The following is a 16935-nucleotide window of genomic DNA, read 5'->3' on the forward strand; positions in this document are numbered from 1 at the left end:
GGCCTATCTTGAAGCCGTCACGGCTGACGAGGGTGAGATCCCCTCCTCCGGGAGCGCTTCGTCTTCCGAGGACGGCCCGGTCTTCGATGCTGGCCAGTTCGGCGCCGAGGGCGGCGACCTTTACGATCAGGCTGTGGCTGTGGTGCTCCGGGACAAGAAGGCCTCGACCTCCTACATTCAGCGCCGTCTGCAGATCGGCTACAACCGCGCTGCCTCGATCATGGAGCGGATGGAAACGGAAGGCCTCGTCGGCCCGGCTAATCATGCCGGCAAGCGCGAGATCCTGGTGGAGAGCGAAGAGCAGGGTTTCTGATCGGCGATCCGAGACGCAGGCCTGCAGCAAATCGCGAGAAGTTGAACCCTGTGCCGGTCAGCGGAACCGTGCTCTATATTCGAAAGACCGGGGTGCCGCAGCCGGCCTATGGTCTCGCACTCTGAGGCAAGCGCGGCGAAGCGCCGGAACCGGTAAGCTTCACCGGCATCGGCAGGCAACCGCTTTCGGTGAATCAGGGCTGTTGCGACGTCGGGAAGCAGCCTGATGCTCACGCATGGTGCCAGAATCGATGCACCGCGTTTCGGGAGGCATTGATGCGCGGCACTGTGGCTATGCGCAGCGTGACGAAGTTCGCTGTCGCATCGTACGCTCCCGCTGATTTACCAGCCCTTTGACCCGCTGCCGTCGATGCTGAGCCAGATGGGCTCGCGTCACGATTCACGACGGACTAGCACGGCGATCGGGGGCATCGGCGCCGATGCCCCCGTCTCGATGCCGGTTAGGGGGAGGCTCGACCGCCCTCCGCATTGATCTTCTCAGCGATCTTGGAGAGCAACTGGTCGGTCTTCTTCTCTTCCTGCAGCGTCTCGTCGAGGAGCTTGGCCGCATCCGTGTAGCCGAGCTGTGAGGCCCAGGTCTTCAATGTGCCGTACCGCGCGATTTCGTAGTGCTCGACGGCCTGCGCGCAGGCTGCAAGTACAGCGTCCGCTGCGGGGCTGTCGCCGAAATCCTCGAGATCTTCTTCCATCTCGGCCGTGAGGCCTTGCATCGCCTCGCAAGTCTTCGCCCGAGCCGACTTGCCGATGATCTCGAAAACCTGTCCCAGCCGTTCGACTTGGGTGGCGCTTTCCTCGGCGTGCGTCTCGAAAGCCTGTCGAAGCTCCTGATGCTCGGCCGCCTTCGCCGATTTCTTCAAAGCGCGGACGGATTGCTTCTCAGCGTAGTAGACGTCTTTCAGCGTCTCGTAGAACGCATCGTGCAGAGTCTTCGTCTTCGTAGCCACGGGAGGACTCCTTTCGTTCGCGTAAGAGGGGCTCAATGCCGCCTAGCTTGAGAACCTCATCGACGGCCGTTGGGTCCGCGCCAGCCTTCCAAAAATTCGGCTTTTCCCCGGATTCCAACGGCGTCGCAGATCCACAAAAACGGGTCGCCTTACCTCAGGAATTCCGGCTACGCTCGCGTTTGGTCTCCGTCCTTAGTGCGCCGAGCAGCAGCCCGCCCTCCTCCGTCACTTCGTAATGCGCGCGCTGCGTGCGGGCATTGCGGGAAGTCACCACCAGCAATCCGAGTTCGACAAGAATCTCGAGCGCGCGGAGCACCAACGCGTGCTCGATCCCGAAGACCCGCGCGAAACTGCGGGTATCCGAGGCAAGCCCCAGCGACACGCCGGCGAGCAGGCCGGCCTCAAGGCGCGAGAGGTCGAAGCGCAGGTCCGCGATGGTATCCGTCGCGGCGAGAAAGGTCTCCGCGTCGGCAGCTGGCTTGCTCATGCCGCCTTGGCGCGGGCGGTGCGGGCGCGGATCTTCACCAGTACCGATTTCGAGGTCGGGGTGTCCGAGAGCTCGCCGAAGCTCGACAACGGCACCATCACATTCAGCTCGGGGTAATAGCCAGCGAGCGATCCGCGCGGCATCTCGAACGGTACGAGGCGGAAATCCTCCGCGACCTCGCCGCTCTCATCGTCACCGGCACGCACGATGTCGACGCGGTCGCCGTAGAGAGCGCGCAACGCGGCGCAATCGTCCGGATGCGCGAAGACCACACGACGCTCGCCGTAGACGCCGCGGTAGCGGTCATCGAGCCCATAGATCGTCGTGTTGTACTGGTCGTGGCTGCGGAAGGTCTGCAGCACGAAGGTGCCGTCGACAGTCAGCGCCTTCTGGTGCTCCGTGGCCTGCGGGATCGGGCCGAAGGAGAAGCTGGCCTTGCCGCTCGCCGTCTCGAAGACGCGCTCAGCGGCGAGGTTGCGCAGCATGAAGCCACGCGGCCGGCGGACCCGCAGGTTGAAGCCGGTGAAGCCAGGGATGGTCTTCTCGATGAGGTCGCGGATCAGGTCGTAATCGTCGGCGAGCGCGGCCCAGTCGACATGGGCCGAGCCCACGGTCGCGGCGGCCATGCCGGCGATGATGCCGATTTCTGAACGCAGCTCCGGTGAGGCCGGCTTGTTGATGCCGCCCGAGCCGTGGACCATGCTCATCGAATCCTCGACGGTCACGATCTGGATCTTGCCCTTCGAGTTCCGGTCGATCTCGGTCCGGCCGAGGCAGGGCAGCAGATAGGCGACGCGACCTGGCAGCAAGTGTGAGTGGTTGAGCTTCGTCCCGATATGGACGGTGAGTTCGCAGGAGGCGAGCGCCTTGGCGACCAGCGTCGAGTCCGGCGTCGCGCGAGCGAAGTTGCCGCCAAGCCCGATGAAAGCTTTCGAGGAGCCGTCAAGCATCGCGCCGATCGCGGCGAGCACGTTGTGGCCGTGGCCACGCGGCGACTTGAAGCCGAACTGACGGTCGAGGGCGTCGAGCAAGGCGGCCGGCGGCCTCTCGTTGATACCCACCGTGCGGTCGCCCTGCACGTTCGAGTGGCCACGCACTGGGCAGAGGCCCGTGCCTGGACGGCCGACATGGCCGCGCAGGAACATGACGTTGGCGATCTCGCGCACGGTCGCGACAGAGTGCTTGTGCTGGGTCACGCCCATCGCCCAAGTGGCGATGACCTTGTCGGCGCCGAGATAGACCTCGGCCGCCGTCTCGATTTCCTCACGGGTCAGGCCTGACTGATCGAGGATCGCCTCCCAGGAGGTCGCATCGACGGCCGCGCGATACGCCTCGTAATCGGAGGTCTGGCTGCGCAGGAAGGCGCGATCAAGCAGCGAGGGCTTGCCGGCGGCCAGTGCCGCCTCATCGCGCTCAAACACAACCTTGGCGATACCGCGGAAGGCCGCCATGTCTCCGCCCAGACGCGGCTGAAAGTAGTGGCTTGCGATGGCCTGGCTCGCGCCACGCAGCATCTCGACGCTGTTCTGCGGATCGGCGAAGCGCTCCAGTCCGCGCTCGCGCACGGGATTGAAGGCGACAACCCGGGCACCGCGCTCGGCGGCGCGGCGCAGATCGGCGAGCATGCGCGGATGGTTGGTGCCGGGGTTCTGGCCGACAACGAAGATCGCGTCCGCCTTCTCGAAATCTTCCAGCAGCACCGTGCCCTTACCGATGCCAATGGCCTGGGTCAGCCCGATGCCGCTGGCCTCGTGGCACATGTTCGAGCAGTCAGGGAAGTTGTTGGTGCCGTAGTGACGCGCGAAGAGCTGGTAGAGATAGGCCGCTTCGTTCGAGGCGCGGCCGGAGGTGTAGAATTCCGCCTGATCGGGGTGGTCGAGCCCGCGCAGCGTTGCGCCGATCTCGGCGAAGGCCTCGTCCCAGCTCACCGCGACGTAGCGGTCGGAGACCGCGTCGTAGCGCATCGGATGAGTCAAACGGCCTTCGAGTTCGAGGGCGTAGTCGGTCCAGCCACGCAGCTCGGTGAGCGTGTGCTTGGCGAAAAATTTCGGCGGGGTGCGCTTGTCGGTCGCCTCCCAAGAGACTGCCTTCACGCCGTTCTCGCAGAATTCGAACGACGAGCCGTGGGCCGGGTCGCCCCAGGCGCAACCGGGGCAATCGAACCCATCGGGCTGGTTCGCGGCGAGCAGCACGCGTGCACCGGACAACGGCGCGCGACTCTTCAGGAGATGCTTGCCACAACTCTTCAAAGCGCCCCAGCCGCCAGCGGCGGAAGAGCGCTTGAGGGCCGGTTCTGTGCTGCTCATGAGGTCCGATCGCGAATGTCGGAGAAAGCCAGTTGCCCAGTGGCTCGTCGCCGTCTCTCGAACAGGCGGCGTAGGGTTCTGAGCGCTCTCAAGATGTAGCAATTCGCAGCCGCGAAATGATTTCGGCTAGATGCGAGGATACCCATGCTCTAATTGCATGGGTCAGGCATTATCATGCTTGAGGTGCCTAATTTTGGAATAATTCAATGTGCAGCGCGGTAAAATTTCCGGTGAGAGGCTCCTCGACTCTCTGCAAGCAGAGCGCGGCAATCGACGGCAAACGCACCGCCTTTTGCGAATGTCACCTCGAATTGCTTCGGCTTGGCCTCACAACGATGGGTCCCGTGGCCTTCTAACCTCCGAGCTCCGCTAAATCTGCAGCATCGCGCCCGGCCACGGCCTTCAGATCCGGCGCACCAGCCGCTTTCAAGCGCGCGGCAAGTCCAGCCTTGATCGTCTCAACGAGGCCGGGTCCTTCGTAGACCAGAGCCGAATAGAGCTGGATGAGGCTCGCACCGGCCCGAATCTTGGTCCAGGCGGCTTCAGCGGAATCGATCCCGCCAACACCGATCAGCGGGATCTGCCGACCGACCCGCAAGAAGGTCTCCGCGAGGAGGCGGGTGGAGGGTGCGAAAAGTGGTCGGCCCGAGAGCCCGCCGGTCTCCTTCGCAAGCGCTTTCTCAGCGAGCGTGTCGGGACGCGCGATGGTCGTGTTCGAGACGACGAGCGCCTGCACGCCGCGCCGGAGAGCCGTCGCCGTGATCGCGTCGAGGGTCTCCAGGCTGATGTCCGGGGCAATCTTCAGAAGGATCGCAGTGCCGGGTGCGGTCTCGTCACGGGCGGCGACGGTGCGAGCAAGGAGATCGTCGAGGAAGGCTTCACCCTGGAGGTCGCGCAGGCCCGGCGTGTTCGGGGATGAAACGTTGACGGTAATGAAGTCGACGAGTGGGGCGAGCGCCTGCGTGCAGGCGACGTAGTCGGCGAGCCGATCGGTGGCCTCCTTGTTGGCGCCGATATTGACGCCGACCACGCCTCTTCTACCCCGCCGCGCGCGCAAACGGTCGGCGACAGCATCGAGTCCCTCACTGTTCAGGCCGAACCGGTTGATGACGGCGCGATCGCCTGCGAGGCGGAACACGCGTGGCTTCGGGTTGCCCGGTTGGGGCCTCGGCACGACCCCGCCGACCTCAACGAAGCCGAAGCCGAGCCCGAGCAACGCATCGGGGACCCGCGCGCCCTTGTCGAAACCCGCCGCAAGACCGACCGGATTGGGGAAGCGTTTTCCGAACACCTCAACCGCCAGGCATGCGTTGCTCGCCGGTGGCGTGCGCGGCGGCAGGAGCGCGAGTGCGCGCAGAGTTAGGTCGTGCGCCGTCTCGGCATCGAGACCGTGCAGGATAGGCCGAGCGAGAGGAAACAACGCGCCGATCATGCCTCCTCGCCTCCGACGATAGCGCTCGGGAAGACGTGACGGCCATCCGCGCCGAGGGGCAAGTTCTCGACTGCCCGTACGGCGCTGAGCGGCAGGTCGCCGTAGAGATGCGGAAACAGGTCACCGCCCCGCGAAGGCTCGAAGCGAAGCGCCTCGCCCAGCGCTTCGCTGTCGACGGCCACGAGCAGCAGATCCTCGATACCGGCGAAATGGCGTGCGGCCGTCTCGACGGCCTGCGCGGCAGTGGAGAAATGGATGAAGCCGTCGGCGTGGTCGACTGGAGCTCCGGTGAAGCGGCCTTCCGCCTCCGCCTGACGCCAGAGCGCGCGAGGACAGATCTTATAGACAAGCATGCGGGTCGGGCCTCTCCGGCGTGCGGCGCGATGCGCTTAGGACGGGCGCTGGGAGGCTGCAAGCCGAGAAGACAGCCCAGCCGAAGGCACACCTTTTTCGATCCGCCAGCCCATGCCAGAATCGCGGCCGTTCCACGTTGCGTTCGCCGTTCCGTAGTTCTACTTTCCTAGTGCTAGGCTGGGTGTCTCAACCGGCCCGATCCATGAGCCCGCCATGCTGTCGCACGACCAGATCTGGATGGCGATCGACCGATTGGCCGAGCGCCACGGCTACTCAGCCTCCGGGCTCGCCCGCCGCGCCGGACTCGACGCCACCAGTTTCAACCGTTCGAAGCGAATCGGGCCAGACGGTCGCAAACGCTGGCCGTCGACCGAATCCGTGTCGAAGATCCTGGCTGCCACAGGGGCGAGCCTTGACGATTTCCTCCGCCTCATCGTTGGGCGCGACGGGCCTCTGCGCACGATGGTGCCGTTGATCGGGATGACGCAGGCCGGCGCCGGCCGGCTCTTCACCGACGAGGGTATGCCCACAGGCGGCCCGGGCTGGGAGGAGATCGAGTTTCCGGATCTTGGCGGGGACCGCGCCTTTGCGCTCGAGGTTCAGGGCGATTCGATGATGCCGCTTTACCGCGACGGCGACGTTCTGATCGTCTCGCCCACGGCGAGCGTGCGCAAGGGCGACCGCGTCGTGGCACGGCTCAACTCTGGCGAGGTGCTCGCCAAAGAACTGCGCCGTCGCACCGCCCGCACGGTCGAGCTGGCCTCCCTGAACCCAGACCACGAGGATCGGGCCGTGCCCGTCTCCGAGATTGCCTGGATGGTGCGGGTGATGTGGGTGCGCCAGTAACGCCCGCCGCGTGCAGGCTTGGGCGTTCGCGAGAATGCGGGTATCGATCGCGGCGACGCAAGTCCGGCCTAGCCGAGCAAGCGTGACGGGGCGCAGCCAGGGAAAGCGGCCATGCCATCGCCCGACGAGGATGGTCCATCCGAAGCGGCTCAGTTGCCGGACGCGCTCGCCCTGCTCGATGCATTGCCCGTGCCCGCCTTCGTCGCTGAAGCAGGAGTGCTGCGCGCGGTTAACCCGGCGCTCGCCGCTCTGACCGGCCGTTCTGCGGCCGAACTCGTCGGCGGCGGTATCGCATTGCTTCAAGCTCGACAGAGCGATGCTGCCTGGGCCGTCCTCCGGGAATCAATTACGGAAGGCCGCGCGGACTCCGTTGACCTGCTCTGTGCGCGCGTCGACGGCTCCTCGTTCTGGGCGGCGATCTCGCTGGCACCGATCGGCAGCTCAGGAGCCCTGATAGGCCAGATCGTTGACATTACCAGACGGGTCGATGCTGAGGGTGCACTCGTGCTGTCGCAGCAGCGCGAGGCGCTGGGCCTGCTCACCAACAGCGTCGCGCACGAGTTCAACAATTTCCTGCAAATCCTGATCGGCTATGTGGATGGGCTCAAGCGCCGGCTTGCCGACCGGCCGGAGCCCTTCATCCAGCGGGCAGTGACGCGCTCGACCGAGGCAGCTGAGCGCGCAGCCGTGCTGACGCGCCATCTCCTCACCCACTCGCGCCGCATCGCGCCGGACGTGCGAGCCGTCAATCTCGATGCCTTCCTGGCCTCGATCGCCGATTCGCTGGCCGCCGCGCTGCCGCCCCGGCTGAGCCTGTCGATCACCGAAACCGACGGCCTGCCGCCGGCCCTTTGCAACCCGACCCAGGTGGAACTCGCCCTGCGGCATATCCTGGCGAATGCCGCCGAAGCCATGCCGGAAGCGGGCTCAGTCACCATTACGACCTTCGCGGTTCCACCCGGCGACGCCACACTGCATCGTCCCTCCGACGGCGCCGTCGGCATCGCCATCTCCGATCACGGGTACGGCATGTCGCCGGAGATGCTGACCCGCGCGCTCGCCCCCTTCGCCACTAGCCGTGAGGCAGGACGCGGCGTCGGGCTCGCCATCGTGCACGGGCTGATGAAGCGCCAGAACGGTACGATCTCGCTGGAGAGCCGGTCCGGCGAGGGGACCACGGTACGCCTCGTCTTTCCGGCCGCACCGTAGTTCGTTGGACGGGAAGCGCGGCATAGGCCACGAGGTCGCCGCCGCGAGCCGGGACTAAAACTCAATCCGGGACGTTCCCATATCGTAGCGGGCAATTTCGCTCGTTCGGTTCTTACCCGAGGATGTTCATGGCAACCCCCAAGACCGGTCGCAGGCGTTTGGCGACCATGCTCGCCCTCGCCGCAGCGCTGGCAGTGACTGCTGCGCCGGTCGTCGAGGCGCGCCCCGGTGGCGGAGGCGGCAGCTTTGGCTCTCGCGGCTCGCGCACCTACAGCCCGCCTGCTGGCACAGCGACCTCTCCGGGTGCCACCGCCCCCATCCAGCGCTCGCAGACGGCGCCGAGCCCGGGCATGAGTAACCCCGGCATGCAGGCGAACTCCGGACGCCGCTTCGGCGGGGGCTTCTTCGCGGGTCTGCTCGGCGCGGGCCTGCTCGGTGCGCTGGTCGGCGGCGGCTTCTTCGGCGGCCTCGGCGGCATCGCCTCGTTCCTCGGCCTGCTCCTGCAGATCGGCCTGCTCGTCGGCCTCGCCATGCTAGCGGTAAACTTCTTCCGTCGTCGCCAGTCTGGCACCCCGGCTATGGCCGCGAACGCGCCATCCGCACGCACGAACCTCAACGGCGCGGGCGGTGGTGCGATGGGCGGGATGGGCCTTGGCGGCGGTAGCGCTGCTCCGCAGGGCCAACCTGTCGCGATCCAGCCGGCCGACTACGAGGCCTTTGAGCGTACCCTCTATGAGGTGCAGACGGCCTATGGCCGCGAGGATCTCGGCACCCTGCGCCGCGTCGCGACGCCGGAGATGGTTGGCTACTTTGAGGAGGAGTTGCGGGCCAACGCCCAGCGCGGCGTCGTCAACCGCATCTCCGACGTCAAGCTGTTGCAGGGCGACCTGTCCGAAGCCTGGCGCGAAGGGCCGACGGAATACGCCACCGTGGCAATGCGCTTCACGCTTAAGGACGAGACTTTCGACCGCAGCACGCAGCGTGCCGTTGAGAACGGCCCGACCGAGGCCAAGGAGTTTTGGACCTTCGTGCGCGAGCGCGGTGGCACTTGGCTGCTCTCCGCGATCCAGCAGGGCCGCTAAGCAACCTTAGATCTACGCAACGAATCAGTGGAAGGACGTCAGGGTAACCTGACGTCCTTTTTCTTTGTTGCCCCACTTTTCATATACAACTATCAAGGGAAAATTATAACTTTAGGTAAAACATAAGACAACCTGCCATAGAATGTTCCGACTACAGGTAGCTTTTTCTGGACGCCGTCTCGTTCTGAGCCTTAGCCTTCGATCGATCCGAAGCGCCGGGAGTAACAGGATGCCCTTCCCAACGCCTCGGATCGAGACAGAACCAGGAGATTAGGAATGGCTGAAGCTGCTGTCGCAAACAGAAAAGGCGGCGTTGTTGAAGATCTGCGCAACCATTTGAGCCTGCTCGTCTCAGGTATCGACCAAGAGCCAACAATCACGGCTTTCAAAAACGGTTCAGCGGACAAGAACCTCTACGTCGCTTTTCTGGTTCAGACCCGGCACTACGTTGCGTTGACCGCCCCCCGCCTCGAAGCAGCGGGCCGCCGGCTGAAGGAGTTGGGCGAGCATCCAGAACTCGCTGACCTGTTCTTTCAGAAGGCCGAGGAGGAAAGCGGCCATGATATCCTGGTCGACGATGACCTGTGCAGCCTCGGCCTCGACCCGGAAAAAACCCTAGCGGAGAACCCCCCGGGCGAGTGGATCACCGCCTACAACAGCTGGATCACAGCGGCGACGAACGGTCGCCACCCGGCCGCCTTCCTCGGCAGCGCCTATATCCTCGAAGGACTCGCCGTGGAGCGCGCCGGCAAGGTGGCCAGGGCGCTCGTCGCCTCGAGCAGCATCCCAAAAATCGCTGACGCCGTCACCTTCCTCGACCTGCATGCCGAGGCGGATATCGGCCACGTCGACGACCTGGAGCGCATCCTCGCCGAACTGGACGACGCCGCCGAGCACGATGCCATCGTCATGACGGCAGCGGCAACACGGGGCGCCTATCTCGGTATGCTCGACGAAGTCGGACGACGCCAAGCGAAGGCGCACTGATCAGCGACGAGCATCGCTCACCACCGTCATTCCGGGGTTCGTCGCAGACGAGAACCCGAATCCAGGCGGGATGCGACGCTGAAAACATCCCGCGCAGCCATGAATTCCTGATCCCGCTTCGCGGCCCAGGAATGGCGCCAGTGGGCGCTTCAACCATCCGGGCTTGAGCATCGAGGCACTTCGTGATGGCGACGAGCGATCACAGCACGGCCGGCTATCACGTCGTCAAAGCGCGGACGGTGGCCGAACTCGACACCGCCGCGCGCGTCCGGTGGGAGGTGTTCTCCGGGGCGATGCATCTGGCGCCGGACCTGCTACCGGCCCTGCGCGAGATCAACGGCTTCGACGTGCTCGACACAACCGACAACTTCGTCTGCTACAAGGGCGAGGAGGCTGTCGGCACGATCCGGCTGCTGCGGCCGAACGCGGCCGTGGCCCGGGTCCAGAAGCTGCCTCTCGGCTTGCCGCTCGAACTCTATTGCCGGGTCGACGATATGCCGCCCCTGGCGCGAATGGCGGAACTCGGTCGTGCGGCGATCCTCAAGGAGCATCGCGGCTCACCAGCGATCGGCCGGCTCTACAAGGCCGCCTACGACGCCTCGCGCCGCGACGGCATCAGCCACTGGCTCGGCTTCAGCCTAACTGAGACCGACCATCTTCGCGATACGCAGATCGTCCTTGATATCCTCGCTGCAAAGGGCCGCACCGCCGCGCGCCCTTGCCTACGGGCAACGCAGCCCGAGCCCGCGCACGAGCCGTCCCGCCCGTTCTACACGGAGGAGCAGCGCCGCCTCGCTGCAGACGGCGAATTCGGCGAGTTGCCGCTTCCGGCGATCGTCCGCTTCCTGCTCGGCATCGGGCTGAGCTTCGTCGGCCCGCCGCTTTTCGAGCCGACCTTCAAGGAATACGTCCTGCCGATCATGCTGCCGCTCGACGACTTCGCCCGCTCCATCTTCGGGCGGCGGGTCATCGGGCGGGCGGCGCTCGCCGAGCAGGATCGAACGGCGGCAGCCTGAGTGCTTCGCGCCCTCGTCAATCCGTCAGCGTGCGGGCTTCTTCCGGCAGCATGATCGGGATGCCGTCGCGGATCGGGTAGGCGAGCTTGGCGGAGCGGCTGATCAGCTCCTGGCGCGTGGCGTCGTAGTCGAGCGAGTCCTTGGTCAGCGGGCAGACCAGGAGCTCCAGGAGCTTGGGATCGACGCGGGTCGCCTCAACCGGCTGGGTGGTGTCGTCGGCCATCGAATGGGTCTCATCCTGAGAGGGAAGCGCGGCGCGTATACCGTCACGAGGTCACGGCGGCATCCCGAAAATCACTGAAGTGTCGGCTCCGAGCCGTTGCCGCGCACCAGCTCCATTTCGGTCACGGCGATCAGCACTTCGGCACGCGTCTTGAGGTCGACGGCTTCCAGCATTGCCTGCTTCTCGCGCACCCCGAAGGGGCTCATCATGCAGAGTGCGTTGACCAGCGCCTCATTGGGCGCCTCCTCGATGCCGCCCCAATCGACCTTGAGGTCATTGACCTCGACGAAGTCGCGCAGCGCCTTCAGCACGCCCTCGCGGTCAACGGCCTCCTCGCCGGCGCGCGGCTCGAAGTCGGTGCTGAAGTCGTCGTAGGAGACCTGACAGCGGCGGTAGGCTGTGGCGCCCGCCAGCTCGCTCTCGATACGGAAACGCGCGATGCCGGTCAGCGAGATCAGCAGCCGCCCGTCGCCGGTCTCGGCATATTGCGTGATGCGGCCGGCACAGCCGACCTTGTAGAGCCGCGGCGCCATGGGTGGCCCACCGCCCTCAGCATCCGGCTGGATCATGCCGATGATCCGCTCGGTGCGCAGCGCGTCCTCGACCATGGCGAGGTAGCGCGGCTCGAAGATGTTGAGCGGCATCTGCCCCCGCGGCAGGAGCAGCGCTCCGGGCAGCGGAAAAACCGGGATGATGGCGGGGCAATCACCCGGCCCCTTGTAGCCCGAATGCAGGCTCATCGGCCGGCCCCCCCGAGGCGCCGCGACTGGATCATGAGAAGATCAGCGTCGAGAGTTGCCGGCGCCCGCGGATCGCGGCCGGATCCATCAGGCCCCAGGCCTCGAAGAACTGCAACAGCTGCTTGCGCGCCGCCTCATCGTTCCAGCTGCGGTCGCGCCGCGCGATGGCGACGAGCTGATCCACCGCCTCGTCGCGCTTCCCGTGGGCATTGAGCGCCAGGGCGAGGTCGAAGCGGGCCTGATGGTCGTCGGCATTCGCGTCGACCTTGCTCTGCAGCCCGGCGAGGTCGCCGAGGCTCTCAGCCTGCTCCGCGAGATCGAGCGCGGCGCGCACGCCGGCGAGAGCCGGATCGGCTGCCTTGTCCGGCGGGACCATGTCCAGCACCCGGCGGGCATTCTCGACCTGACCCAGATCGAGCTGCCCCTTGGCGAGCCCGGCAAAGGCCCGGACGTTGTCCGGCTCCTCGCGGATGATGTGTGTGTAAAGCTCGGAGGCCTGGGCGTGGTCGCCCTCCCCCGCGAGGCGGTCGGCCTCTTCGAGGAGTTGGTCGATTTCCGAAGGGCCGATGAGGCGCATCACGAACGCCTTGACGTCGGCCTCGGGCAGCGCGCCGCTGAACATGTCCACGGGCCGGCCGCGATCGATTGCGATCACCGCCGGGACGCCCTGCAGGCCTAGCTGCTGGCCGATCTGGCTGAACACGGCCGGGTGCTCGTCCACATTCAAGCGGACCAGCTTCAGCTTGCCGCCGGCGCCGGTGACGACCTTTTCCAGGACAGCCGAGAGAGTCTTGCTGGAGGGAGCGCGAGGCGACCAGAAATCGACGAGAACCGGCTGGTTCATCGACGCGTTGATCACGTCCTCACGGAAGCCGGCCGTCGTCGTGTCCTTGACCAGCCCGCCGGGTGCTCCGGGATTGGCGCCGAGCGCGGGGGGATCGGTGAGCATGGAGCCCTCGTGGTCGGTACGCATGATGTCAGGTTTTCGTGTGTTTAGATGGGGTTTGACGCACGTCTGACCAGAGCGGCCGCGCGCATCCGTGAGAGCCGGGCTCAGCGCTTGGGAGCATCCTTCGGCTTAGTGTCGGTGATGAAGGTGCCGGCGTAGCTCTTGCCCTGCGAGTTGGCCTCGCAGGCGATCTGCGTCTTGCCCGGCTCCGGCGATGAGAACTTGCAAGAGCCGACGCCTGGAGCGGGAGAACGGACGATGCCGTCCTTGTTCGACTGACCGGGCGTGACGAGGTTGATCGGCTGAAGCGCCTCGGTGATCTCGGTCGCCTCCTGCTGAGCGCCGCTGCCGGCGAAGCTCAGCGTCTGTCCGTCATTAGCCGAGAAGTCGAAGCTGGTTCGGTTGCCGATGACCGTATTCGTCAGCTTCTCCTTGCAGTTCGGCGTGATGTCCTGGCCGCCGATGACCAGCTTCTCGCAATGCCCTTCCATGGTCACGACGGTTTGCGCCTGGGCCGTTCCGGCGCAAGCCGCGAGGGCTGCCATCGTGAAGAGCGCGCGCAACGTCGTCATGCCGTAAGAATCCGTTCGTTCGAAGCGAGGTGGTGTGAGTCTTGGGGCAACCGGGCCGCCTTTCAAGCGGCGGCCGCGAGCTCGACCGTTACCGGCACGTGGTCGGAGGGCTTTTCGAGCCCGCGCAGGTGCTTCTGAATGGAGGCCGAGACCAGCCGGTCGGCGGCCTGCGGCGAGAGCAGCAGGTGGTCGATACGGATGCCGGCATCCCGCTGCCAGCAGCCGGCCTGGTAGTCCCAGAAGGTGTAGAGCTTGTCCCGTGGGTCGCAGGCGCGCACGGCTTCCGTGAAGCCCTCGGCGAGCAGCGCGCGGAAGGCGCGGCGGGTCGATGGGAGGAAGAGTGCGTCCTGGAGCCAGGCTTCCGGGTTGGCCGCGTCCTCCGGCATCGGGATCACGTTGTAATCGCCGGCGAGCACCAGCGCTTCCTCCGTCTCCATCAGCCTGCGCGCATGGAGCCGCAGCCGCTCCATGAAGGCGAGCTTGTACTCGTATTTCGGACCCGGCGCCGGGTTGCCGTTCGGCAAGTAGATCGTGGCGACGCGCACCGGCAGCGCGTCCTCCCCAACCACCAGGGCTTCGAGGTAGCGCGCCTGCTCGTCTTCCGGATCGCCGGGCAGCCCACGCAGCACCTGAGTCATCTCCAGGGGCCGGCGCACCAGCAGCGCCACGCCGTTATAGGCCTTCTGCCCCAGCGTCTCGACGGCGTAGCCCGCGGCCTCGACCTCCTCGCGCGGGAAGGCCGGGTCCTGGCACTTCAGCTCCTGCAGGCAGACGACGTCGGGCTTGGCCTCGTCGAGGAAGGCGATGAGATGGCCGATCCGTTGCTTGATCGAGTTGACGTTCCAGGTGGTGATCCGCATCGGGTGCCGCGTACTCGCCGTCAGTGATCGGGCGACCGTCATCGGGCCTTAGCGCCGCTCTGGCAAGGCGCGCCGAGCGGAGGGCTTTGGACGATGGATGCATCCTGGTTCGCGCCGGTGATGGCCTATTGTGAGCGCCTCGACGGTGGCTTCTGGGCCGAGCCGCTCAACGCGGTCTCGAACGGTGCCTTCCTGGCCGCGGCGGGCGTCGCGGTGCTGCGCGAGCAGCGGGGCAAACAGCGCGATCCGGCCGCGTTGGTGCTGGCCGGGCTGGTGACTGCCGTCGGGATCGGCTCATTCCTGTTCCACACATTGGCCAACCGCTGGTCGATGCTGGCGGATGTCATCCCGATCGGGCTGTTCATCTACGCCTACCTGCTGCTCGCCCTGCGCCGTTTCCTCGACCTGCCTGGCCTCGCGGCAATCACGATGACGATGGCGTTTGCGGCCTTCAACCTCGGCTTCGGTACCCTGGCGGACATGGCGCTCGGCCAGTCGAGCGCCGCGCTGACCAACGGCTCGATCGACTACGTGCCAGCGGTGCTGGTGCTCGTGATCGTCGGCGGGACACTGGCGATTTCCAGTATCCCGGCGAGGCGCAGAGCGGGACTGTCGCTCCTCGGCATCGCCCTCATATTCCTGCTCTCGCTGATCTTCAGGACGATCGACCGCAGCGTATGCCGTGAGCTTGCCAGCGGCACGCATTTCCTCTGGCATCTGCTCAACGCGACGGTGCTCTACCTGCTGATCATTACGGCGCTTCGCTTTCGCCAAGCCACAGCCTGATCAGGCCGTCTGCAACTGCAACTTTTTCTTCGGCGCGTCGGCGATGTGGAAGGCCGCCGGGCGGCGAAACAGGAACGACAGCCGTGTCCCGCGGATCAGTCGCTCGAAAACCAGCGGCGTCACCACGGCCACCGCCGTCACGATCAGGCTGGCGAGGCCGATATCGAGATCGGCCCGCACCATCACGGCGCGGGTGACGGCCATCGGCAGGAAGAAGGCGAGGTAGATCACGATCGAGCGCTCGCCGCAGGCGCGCAGGGCCCGCGTGACGGGACCGCCCGCCTCGGTCAGCAGCGCCGCCACCGTGACGATCGCCATGGCGCCGAGGCTGCCGATCGCGAGGCTGACGACGGGCAGGCTCGCCAGGGTCGGATGGTGCTCGATCCCCGTCGCGGTGAAGGCCAGCGCGGCATTCAGCCCCGCCCAGGCCGCGAGCCCGGCCAGTGCCGGTCCGACATGCGCTCGCGCCCATTGCGCAATATCGAAGATGCGCTCGGCAAAGACGAAGCCGATCAGGAAATAGACGTAGCGACCGCAGAACTCTTCCAGCAGGTACGGCACGCCGTGAAGCGGCAGGCTCTGCAGTACGGCAGCTCCGGCGACGAGCACCAACGGCCGCACGCGCCCATGCAGCAGCTTGGTCACCACCGAGAACACTGCCAGCAGGTAGATGAACCAGAGTGTCGAGTACGGCTCGACCAACGCCCAGGCGAGATGGAGGCCAAAGGCCGAGAACGCTTCGGCCGGGCCGTTGCTCCCCTCGACGATCGGGCCCGCTTTCACCACCGACTGAATCAGTACCCAGAGCACGTAGAAATAGGCGAAATGCACGATGCGGCGGTCGGCGAAGAGACGCCAGTCTCGGCCGATCACCCGGCCGAGGAACAGCCCTGAGAGCAGGAAGAAATCCGGAATCCGGAACGGCTTCGCGAAGGCGACGACGTAGTGCATGAAGCCGTCGCCCCCCATCGCCTCGCCGGTGCCGAGGGTGGAATGCATCATCACCACGAGGATGATGCAGAGACCCTTGGCGACGTCGACCCAGGCGCAGCGGACTGCGTCGGAGGGCGCGACGGTGCGGGTGGCGTTCAGCGATGCGCTCATATCGATCGGGTCGGTTGGACAGGCCCATCGTGCGGCAGCTTCGTTAAGGAGACAGCCGGTCGGCAGCGCTCATCGCGAATGGGGAAAACACCGGGTTAAGAGCGATCCAGGCTCAAACCAATTCGTCGTTTGGGAACAGGCTTTTACGCGCGATCGAATCGCTCTGCCGTCATCGCACTGGTTCGCCGGATCGAGGCCAGTGAGGAATGTGAGCGCGCGGTGTGTCGAGATGCGCGTCATCGTCCCCGCGCGGTGCTCCGCCGGGGGCATGGCCCAAGAACACACCCCGATGATGGGGTGACGCGGGACGCCGTGGAACCTCACGGCGCGCAGTGATCACAAACACATCCGCTTCCCCGGCGTCCCGCGGTTCCGCGCCGTTGTGAGCGGCGCGGGCCGGTTTTGCGTCACGATGCTCTCCGGAGCCTTCGACCTGTCGCTCAACACGCCCCGGTGCCGGGCGCCCATCTCGCAGGACGCCCCCATCCCGAGGAAGTTGCGTGGCACCTCCTTCCGTGCGCGACGCCTCCTAGTGGACGCCGCCGACAGCATCTCGGTGTCGCCGAGCCAGGGTCGGCCAAAGCCCGGCGCATTTCCTCGCCGAACCCCGCCCTGCCAGGACGAGCTTGCGTCGAAGCTCCGCCCGGGGCGGCGATGGGTGAGATCACCGACGCGGGCATCGCCCGATCTCCCACAAGCACCGCC

The 16935-nt window shown here is 66.0% G+C and carries 18 protein-coding genes; 7 read left to right on the forward strand and 11 right to left on the reverse strand.

Going from position 1 to position 16935, the window contains the following annotated elements:
* On the forward strand, positions 1–313 hold a 313-nt coding region (locus MGN01_RS12305; RefSeq protein ID WP_280178542.1), incomplete at its 5' end, for a DNA translocase FtsK.
* A gap of 460 nt (positions 314–773) precedes the next feature.
* On the opposite strand, the gene MGN01_RS12310 is transcribed toward MGN01_RS12305, so the two are convergent.
* The 5 genes from MGN01_RS12310 to MGN01_RS12330 all read right to left on the reverse strand — a co-directional run bounded on the left by MGN01_RS12310 (position 774) and on the right by MGN01_RS12330 (position 5855).
* Positions 774–1277, reverse strand: coding sequence for a YciE/YciF ferroxidase family protein (locus tag MGN01_RS12310; RefSeq protein WP_147046919.1), 504 nt, complete (start codon positions 1275–1277; stop codon positions 774–776).
* A 154-nt stretch (positions 1278–1431) separates the two neighbouring features.
* Complete coding sequence (locus tag MGN01_RS12315) at positions 1432–1764, reverse strand: hypothetical protein (RefSeq protein ID WP_147046920.1); 333 nt, start codon at positions 1762–1764, stop codon at positions 1432–1434.
* Positions 1761–4070: an FdhF/YdeP family oxidoreductase gene (locus tag MGN01_RS12320; RefSeq protein WP_147046921.1), complete on the reverse strand. Its 2310-nt coding sequence runs from the start codon at positions 4068–4070 to the stop codon at positions 1761–1763. The genes MGN01_RS12315 and MGN01_RS12320 overlap by 4 nt, the downstream gene beginning before the upstream one ends.
* 352 nt (positions 4071–4422) lie before the next feature.
* Entirely contained in the window at positions 4423–5502 is a 1080-nt protein-coding gene (locus MGN01_RS12325; protein ID WP_147046922.1) for a quinone-dependent dihydroorotate dehydrogenase, read from the reverse strand.
* Positions 5499–5855, reverse strand: coding sequence for a DUF952 domain-containing protein (locus tag MGN01_RS12330; protein ID WP_147046923.1), 357 nt, complete (start codon positions 5853–5855; stop codon positions 5499–5501). The genes MGN01_RS12325 and MGN01_RS12330 overlap by 4 nt, the downstream gene beginning before the upstream one ends.
* Before the next feature lie 214 nt (positions 5856–6069).
* Here MGN01_RS12330 and MGN01_RS12335 point away from each other — a divergent pair, with 214 nt between their 5' ends.
* The 5 genes from MGN01_RS12335 to MGN01_RS12355 all read left to right on the forward strand — a co-directional run bounded on the left by MGN01_RS12335 (position 6070) and on the right by MGN01_RS12355 (position 10996).
* Positions 6070–6702, forward strand: a complete 633-nt coding sequence (locus MGN01_RS12335) for a S24 family peptidase (protein WP_147046924.1) — start codon at positions 6070–6072, stop codon at positions 6700–6702.
* A gap of 111 nt (positions 6703–6813) precedes the next feature.
* Positions 6814–7911, forward strand: coding sequence for an ATP-binding protein (locus MGN01_RS12340; protein ID WP_147046925.1), 1098 nt, complete (start codon positions 6814–6816; stop codon positions 7909–7911).
* A gap of 128 nt (positions 7912–8039) precedes the next feature.
* Positions 8040–8993, forward strand: coding sequence for a Tim44 domain-containing protein (locus tag MGN01_RS12345; protein ID WP_147046926.1), 954 nt, complete (start codon positions 8040–8042; stop codon positions 8991–8993).
* Positions 8994–9269: 276 nt separating this feature from the next.
* Positions 9270–9980, forward strand: a complete 711-nt coding sequence (locus tag MGN01_RS12350; protein ID WP_147046927.1) for an iron-containing redox enzyme family protein — start codon at positions 9270–9272, stop codon at positions 9978–9980.
* Positions 9981–10165: 185 nt separating this feature from the next.
* Positions 10166–10996, forward strand: coding sequence for a GNAT family N-acetyltransferase (locus MGN01_RS12355; protein ID WP_147046928.1), 831 nt, complete (start codon positions 10166–10168; stop codon positions 10994–10996).
* Positions 10997–11012: 16 nt separating this feature from the next.
* On the opposite strand, the gene MGN01_RS12360 is transcribed toward MGN01_RS12355, so the two are convergent.
* The 5 genes from MGN01_RS12360 to xth form a co-directional block, all read right to left on the reverse strand.
* The gene (locus MGN01_RS12360; RefSeq protein ID WP_147046929.1) at positions 11013–11219 is read right to left on the reverse strand and encodes a Trm112 family protein; all 207 of its coding nucleotides are present in this window, start codon (positions 11217–11219) and stop codon (positions 11013–11015) included.
* A 71-nt stretch (positions 11220–11290) separates the two neighbouring features.
* Complete coding sequence (locus MGN01_RS12365) at positions 11291–11959, reverse strand: LON peptidase substrate-binding domain-containing protein (RefSeq protein WP_147046930.1); 669 nt, start codon at positions 11957–11959, stop codon at positions 11291–11293.
* Between the two features lie 31 nt (positions 11960–11990).
* Complete coding sequence (locus MGN01_RS12370) at positions 11991–12908, reverse strand: thioredoxin family protein (protein WP_147047062.1); 918 nt, start codon at positions 12906–12908, stop codon at positions 11991–11993.
* Positions 12909–13012: 104 nt separating this feature from the next.
* Positions 13013–13480 carry a hypothetical protein gene (locus MGN01_RS12375; RefSeq protein WP_147046931.1) on the reverse strand — a complete coding sequence of 156 codons (468 nt, stop codon included), beginning with the start codon at positions 13478–13480 and terminating at the stop codon, positions 13013–13015.
* A gap of 62 nt (positions 13481–13542) precedes the next feature.
* The gene (gene xth / locus MGN01_RS12380; RefSeq protein WP_147047063.1) at positions 13543–14340 is read right to left on the reverse strand and encodes an exodeoxyribonuclease III; all 798 of its coding nucleotides are present in this window, start codon (positions 14338–14340) and stop codon (positions 13543–13545) included.
* A gap of 93 nt (positions 14341–14433) precedes the next feature.
* On the opposite strand from xth, the gene MGN01_RS12385 reads away from it, so the two are divergent.
* Positions 14434–15126: a ceramidase domain-containing protein gene (locus MGN01_RS12385; RefSeq protein WP_147046932.1), complete on the forward strand. Its 693-nt coding sequence runs from the start codon at positions 14434–14436 to the stop codon at positions 15124–15126.
* Here the strand turns inward: MGN01_RS12385 and MGN01_RS12390 are convergent, their stop codons facing one another.
* Positions 15127–16230, reverse strand: coding sequence for an acyltransferase family protein (locus MGN01_RS12390; protein WP_147046933.1), 1104 nt, complete (start codon positions 16228–16230; stop codon positions 15127–15129).
* Between the last annotated feature and the right edge of the window lie 705 nt (positions 16231–16935).

This window comes from Methylobacterium gnaphalii (assembly GCF_007992215.1).
Classification (GTDB): Bacteria; Pseudomonadota; Alphaproteobacteria; order Rhizobiales; family Beijerinckiaceae; genus Methylobacterium; species Methylobacterium gnaphalii.